This window comes from Streptomyces tibetensis (assembly GCF_007655005.1).
Taxonomy (GTDB): domain Bacteria; phylum Actinomycetota; class Actinomycetes; order Streptomycetales; family Streptomycetaceae; genus Streptomyces; species Streptomyces tibetensis.
The window spans coordinates 165,723-171,722 of sequence record NZ_SZVW01000022.1; the positions used below are offsets into that span (position 1 = coordinate 165,723).

Sequence of the window (6,000 nt, forward strand, 5' to 3'; positions counted from 1 at the left end):
CGGCCCTGCCGAGAACTAGTTGGTTCGCGACGTCGCGTCATCTCCTGGTTTGCCCCCGGGACGGAACCGCGCCCTTCGCTCCGGACCAGCATCAGGTCTACGTCTGTGAGGACCGCGACGGCGGCGACATTTACGGCTTTCCCGCGGTCGGCGGCGCGGACGACGGCGCCAAGGTCGCCTTCCACGCCAAGGTTTCTCTCGCCGATCCGGACGGCCTCGATCGGGAGATCCATCCGGAGGAGGTGGAGGCGATGCGCGGGGATCTGCGTCTGCGGATTCCCGCGCTGGGCGGCGGGCGGTTCCTGAGCGGCGCGGCCTGCAGGTACACGCTCACTCCCGACGAGCGCTTTGTGTTGTCGGCCCACCCCCGCCATCCCCAGGTCCGGATCGCCTGCAATTCGCCGGGCATGGCTTCAAGATCGTCCCCGTCATCGGTGGGATCATCGCTGACCTCGCCGTTCGGGACTGCGACGCGCCGTGGCACTTTCGCTTTCAGGGGGTCTCTCTCGTCCGGGGCCGTGGCGTCCGATGGGCTCAGGGCGGGAGGCGCTGCGCCGCCAGTGTGACGAGGTGTCCAGCTTGCGCCGGGTTAGGCGACCGCTGGCTGCGAACTGAGGGCGGGCCGTGCTGGGGCATCCGCCTGATCCGGCGAAGGTGCCGCCATTGGTGCGGGTTCGGGTGTCGGGGCCGGGGTGCGGTCGGGGACGGTCGCGTCACAGGACGGGCTGGCCGCTGGGGTGCCGAGAGGGTTCCGTAGGGGGGTCGGCGCCGGATCGTAGGTGTCTGCAGCCTGCTGGGGCCGACAGGACGAGGGCAGCGGATGCCCCGTTTGGTGGTGGGCCGCGGCGCCTGAGGCCGTGATGCCCGCCATGAGCGTGAAAGTGCCGGCACAGATCGCGAGTGGTAGCCGCCACTTGTGTGGGATAGGCGCGTCCCTCTCGCGGTCTTCGCCGAGCTGGTGCGTTCCATGCCGTGGAAGAGGGCTTCCTCCCGTACCGGGTTTCGCATCAGAGGCGTGTGGCATGGTCCACGGTCCCTGTGTCGCTGAGGTACGCGTTCGTGGTCACTGTTCGGCCGCCTCTCGTGCGATCTGCTCGAACTGGGCACTCATGGCCTCGGCCAGCGCCTGGGCGGCGGAGAGCGGGCGCACCATCACCGTGAAGTCGTCGATCCTGCCGTTCTCGTCGAAGTGGAGGAGATCGCAGCCCTGGAGCTTCTTGCCGGCGACGGTCGTGGTGAAGACGAGGACATGGTCGCGGCCGTCGGTGCCCGCGATCTCACGGATGTAGGTGAAGTCCTCGAAGACGCGGAGTACACCACGTAGGAACGCGGCGTTGACCGCCTTGCCCGAGTACGGCTTGAAGGCGATCGGGCTGGTGAAGACGACATCGTCGGCCAGCAGGTCGGCCACGGCGTCCATGTCCCCGCTCTCGACGGCCTTGCGGAAAGGATGCATGAGCCACCTCGCATACTCAATAAATTGAATAGGTGCTTAGAGAGTAGAACGGACACTTGCCCACTGTCTACAGGTTGTTGGCGACGCTCACTAGTCGCGTAGTTGACTAGTCTCAGTAGTGCTAGCGTGTGCCCATGGCATTGCGGAACGCGGTGATGGCCGCGCTGCTCGAGGGCGAGGCGTCCGGCTACGACCTCGCAAAAAAATTCGACGCGACGGTCGCCAACTTCTGGATGTCGACGCCCCAGCAGCTCTACCGGGAGCTGGATCGCATGGAGGCCGAAGGGCTGGTCACGGCCCGCCTCGTCGAGCAGGAGCGCCGCCCCAACAAGCGACTCTTCTCCCTGACGGAGATCGGGCGTGAGGTCGTACACGCCTACACGGCCGAGCCTTTGGGTAAGCCGGCGGTGATCCGGGACGAATTGATGGTCAAGGTGCAGTGCCTGGATGCGGGCGACATTGACGCGGTCCGCGAGGCCATCGTCGAGCGCATGGAGTGGGCAACCGCCAAGCTGGCCCGCTACGAGAGGCTCCGGCAGCGCCTGCTTGACGGGCGCTCCGAGGAGGCGTACTTCGCCGAAGCCGAACGCATCGGTCCCTACCTCACCCTGCTGCGTGGGATGTCGTTCGAACGGGAGAACCATCAGTGGGGGGCAATCGCGCTGCGCAGGGTCGACCAGCGTGCGGCCGCGCTCCAGGCGAAGGGCCGGCCTGCGACAAGCGCGGGTGACGAATAGGGATTTGGCGGGGCTGCGCGAGCTGGCCGGTCCTGCTCGTTTGGAGCAGAAGGGCAGCGGAATACAAACAGGGCAGCAGCAGGAGCGGGTGCCGCTTCCCTGGCCGCCTTCACTCCGCGATCAGTCCCGATGAAGGCTCGTGGGGAACGACCCGACGTGTTGCGGCGCTTAGGCCGCCGTCGTGTCCCTGAGTGCCCGCCGCTTCACAGCACGCGCCCGCCCCGAGTGCGAGCTCACTTCCCCATGCAGCACTTGATCCTCGGTTTGCGGGACCAGGTACCGCACCTACTGCGAGGTGCGATCGGGCCGTCCTGTCAACCCGTTCCGCCGCCGACTTGCACGGCAAGGCAGTAACTCACTGGACTCGAGCGCTCTCCGACGGAGCCGCAAGTGCTGCCCTTCGACCGGCGATGCTTTCCCGGCATCTGTGTGGCGTGCAGGCGCGGGTAAGCGGACCAATCATCGGGCGACGCCAGCTTTGGCGGCCCTTCCCATGCTTCAATCCGGATGTGCAGATGTCCAGCATTTGGAGGTTGTGATGGAGGGACTGCGGCAGCCACGCCGGGCGTCGACCCTGGCCGCACAGGTTGCTGACCAGCTGCGGGAGCAACTGGCATCCGGGCGGTGGCCGGTGGACACCCGCATTCCGGGGGAGCTGGAACTGGCTGAGATGCTCCAGGTGAGCAGGAACACCATTCGCGAGGCCTTGCGGGCCCTGGTCCACCTCGGCCTGCTGGAGGCTCGGGTCGGCGATGGCACCTACGTCCGGGTGGCCAGTGAGTTGGAGGCGGTCCTGCTGCGGCGGACGGCTACCACGCCTCCGGCGGACGTTTTGGAACTGCGGGCGGTGCTGGAGGAGTATGCCGCCGGCGTGGCCGCCGAACGGCGGTCCGAAGCGGACATCGCGCGGCTGCGGGAACTGCTGGCGGTGGCTCGCGAAAGCAACCACTCGGGGGTGATGGCGCAGATCGCGGCCGCCGATGGCGCCTTTCACCTGGCCGTCGTACAGGCCAGCGGCAACGAGTTGCTCGCGGAGATCTACGAACATCTGGGCGGTGCCCTGGCCGCCGTGCTGACCGCGCTGCCGTGGGACGGCGACGTCGCCGCCGAACATGACCACTGGCATGGTGCAGTGGTTGATGCGATCGGTGCCGGCGACGCGGTCGCTGCCCGCTACGCGGCGTCCATGCTGGTGCGAGTTACGGGCCGGCTGAGCGCGGATGCCGGCGCTGATAAGGGCGGTGCGGTGGGAAGCGGTCGTGATGCGGGTGAATGACCCGCGCGACGTGTCGGGCAGGACGGGCAGCGCTGCGTCGGGCGTCCTACCCGGTGTGTGGCTGCTGGTGGGTGTTGTGCTCGTCGCGGTGAACCTGCGTGCCGCACTGACCGGGGTGGGTCCATTGCTTCCCGGCATCGAGACATCGACCGGCCTGTCCGGCACCTGGACCGGGCTTCTGAGCACCCTGCCGCTGCTCACCTTCGCCGCCACCTCACCGCTGGTCGGCCGGACCGCCCAGCGGCACGGTGCGCCCCGCGTCCTGGTCGTCTCGCTCGCCGTGCTGGCGGCCGGGCTGCTCATGCGATCCGTACCCGGGGTGTTCTTCCTGTTTGCGGGCACGGTGGTGGTCGCGGGCGCGATCGCTTACGGCAACGTGCTGCTGCCGTCCGTCATCAAGAGCACCGTGCCGGAAGACCGGATCGGGCAAGTGACCGGCCTCTATGTCACCGCGATGGGCCTGCTTGCGGCCGTCTCTTCCGGGGTGTCGGTCCCGCTGGCGAATCACCTGCCCGGGGGATGGCACACCGCGCTGGCGTGCTGGGCCGTACTCGCCGCGCTGGCCTTCGGGGTCTGGATCCCGCTGTACCGGCGCACCGGCCCCGGGGCGGCGACGTCTGCCGCGCGGGTGCGTATCCCCTGGCGTTCCCACCTGGCCTGGCAGGTCAGCGTGTTCATGGGGCTGCAGTCCCTCGGCTTCTACACCACGATCGCCTGGCTGCCCAGCATCGTGCACGATCACGGAGTAGGAGAGACCGCCGCCGGGTGGCAGCTGTTCTTCTTCCAGATCGTCGGTCTCGTCTCCAGCAGTGCACTTCCCGTCCTCGCCCGCAGATGGACGGATCAACGACTTCTGGCGGCGGCGGCCTCAGCGATCGTCGCGGCGGGTTTCGCGCTGCTGGCTGTGGCACCGCAGTTGGCCGCCGTGTCCTGTGTGCTCACGGGCCTGGGCGGCGGAGCGTGCCTGGTCCTCGCCTTGACTTTCCAGGGCCAGCGGGCGGCGGACGCCTCTCAGGCAGCGGCACTGGCCTCGATGGCCCAGTCCGTCGGCTACCTGGTGGCCGCCGTTGGACCACTCCTCCTCGGCGCGCTGCGCGAGCTCACCGGCGGATGGACGCTCCCTCTCCTGCTCCTGGTCGCCCTCACACTCATCCAGGCCGCCGTCGGAGCCGGCGCCGGCCGCGACCTGCGTCTCAACACGAAATCCCAAGTTTCCGCACCCGCATCGATCGAAGAGTGGCTGTCATGACCATGACCGCCCCCGTCAGCTACCTGGACACGCCGACGGCAGCACCACTGTCGATCACCGAGCTAATGCCTGGCGCCTACAACCTCATGGAATACGCCGCGGTCACGGCGGGCGAGCAGGTGCTGGTCCTGGCCGAGCACGGCACCGATCCGGTGGTCATCCAGGCGGTCGCGGCGGCGGCCGCCTACCGCAATGCCGAGGTGCATGTGCTGTCCACAGCGCCGTTCAGCGCCGGTGCGTGGGGTCGAGCGCTTTCACCGCTCCTGTCCGCCGCTCACGCCGCCGCCGACGTAGTGATCTCGCTGACGTGGTGGGGGGAGGTGCACACCGCCCCACAGTTCTTCAACGAGATCGCCAAGAAGCGGGCCCGGTTCGTGTCCCTGCACCAGACGGCCACGGCCTCGGCCCTTTCCACCAGGGCCCGGTTCCCGCTCGAGCTGTACTTCGGGTTGGAGACCAAGGCATACGCCCAGATCTCCGCGGCACAGGAGATCAGGGTCACCACCGCACTGGGTACCGATGTGACCTTCCGCGCCGTCACCACGGGATCGCCGGTGAGCGGCCACTCCAGCGCCCCCTCACCAACGGCGTGTGGCGGCCCTTCCCGTACGGAGGAGCCAACTTCTCCCCCGACCAGACCGACGGCGTGGTTGTCGTCGAGGAATCCACCGTAACCGGCGTTCCCGCCGAACAGATTACGCTGGAGCTGGAAAACAACCGCGTCACTGCCGTTCACGGCGGTTCGGCGGCCGCCGAACTGCGGCGCTACGCGTCGGACGGCTGCTGCATGCGCCACGCGCTCATCGGACTCAACCCCAAGGTCCGCTCGGCAGGCGGTACCCAGTTCGAACGCGAGAAGCACGCCGGCGCCTTCTACTTCGGCATCGACGGCCTCACCCCGCAGGGAGAAGTCGACCGCACTGCCCCCGGCCACGCCCACTGCGACTGTCAGTTCGACCAGCCCACCATCACCCTCGACGGCCGGCCCTTCGTCGACAACGGCTACCTCCTGCTCCACGACGACCCCGAAATCCATGAGCTGGCCGGGAAGTTCGGCCCCGCCGACATCCTTCTCGATCCCAACCCGCGTCTCGGCCTGCCGCCCCGCTACAGCCGCTGACGGCAACTGCGGGTAGCCCCAGCCCGTGACGCGACGGGGCCATCCAAGTGCTCCTGAACGTGTTCATGGCATCTGGCGGCCAGCCCCTTCGTGGTGTCAACTAGGGCGTGTATCGAAAGTGGATCAAGGTACTCGTTCTAACCCTGGCATGTGTCATGCGAT

At 67.9% G+C, this 6,000-nt stretch carries 6 protein-coding genes; 5 read left to right on the plus strand and 1 reads right to left on the minus strand.

What is annotated here, in order from left to right; translation table 11 throughout:
• Nucleotides 1-1,063 precede the first annotated feature (1,063 nt).
• The gene (locus tag FDO69_RS32745) at nt 1,064-1,456 is read right to left on the minus strand and encodes a nuclear transport factor 2 family protein (protein WP_104785437.1); all 393 of its coding nucleotides are present in this window, start codon (nt 1,454-1,456) and stop codon (nt 1,064-1,066) included.
• 134 nt (nt 1,457-1,590) lie between these two features.
• Between FDO69_RS32745 and FDO69_RS32750 the strand changes: the two genes are divergently transcribed.
• From FDO69_RS32750 to FDO69_RS32770, 5 genes are all read left to right on the plus strand, one after another.
• Nucleotides 1,591-2,193 carry a PadR family transcriptional regulator gene (locus FDO69_RS32750; RefSeq protein WP_104785440.1) on the plus strand — a complete coding sequence of 201 codons (603 nt, stop codon included), beginning with the start codon at nt 1,591-1,593 and terminating at the stop codon, nt 2,191-2,193.
• A 538-nt stretch (nt 2,194-2,731) separates the two neighbouring features.
• The gene (locus FDO69_RS32755) at nt 2,732-3,469 is read left to right on the plus strand and encodes a FadR/GntR family transcriptional regulator (RefSeq protein WP_167526725.1); all 738 of its coding nucleotides are present in this window, start codon (nt 2,732-2,734) and stop codon (nt 3,467-3,469) included.
• Nucleotides 3,456-4,718, plus strand: a complete 1,263-nt coding sequence (locus FDO69_RS32760; protein ID WP_104785477.1) for a CynX/NimT family MFS transporter — start codon at nt 3,456-3,458, stop codon at nt 4,716-4,718. The genes FDO69_RS32755 and FDO69_RS32760 overlap by 14 nt, the downstream gene beginning before the upstream one ends.
• A complete protein-coding gene (locus FDO69_RS32765) occupies nt 4,715-5,392 on the plus strand; it encodes a 2,5-dihydroxypyridine 5,6-dioxygenase NicX family protein (protein ID WP_138430240.1) in 678 nt (225 codons plus the stop codon). The genes FDO69_RS32760 and FDO69_RS32765 overlap by 4 nt, the downstream gene beginning before the upstream one ends.
• On the plus strand, nt 5,365-5,838 hold the full coding sequence (locus FDO69_RS32770; RefSeq protein WP_104785445.1) for a hypothetical protein: 474 nt from the start codon (nt 5,365-5,367) through the stop codon (nt 5,836-5,838). Before FDO69_RS32765 ends, FDO69_RS32770 begins: the two co-directional genes overlap by 28 nt.
• Nucleotides 5,839-6,000: the final 162 nt, after the last annotated feature.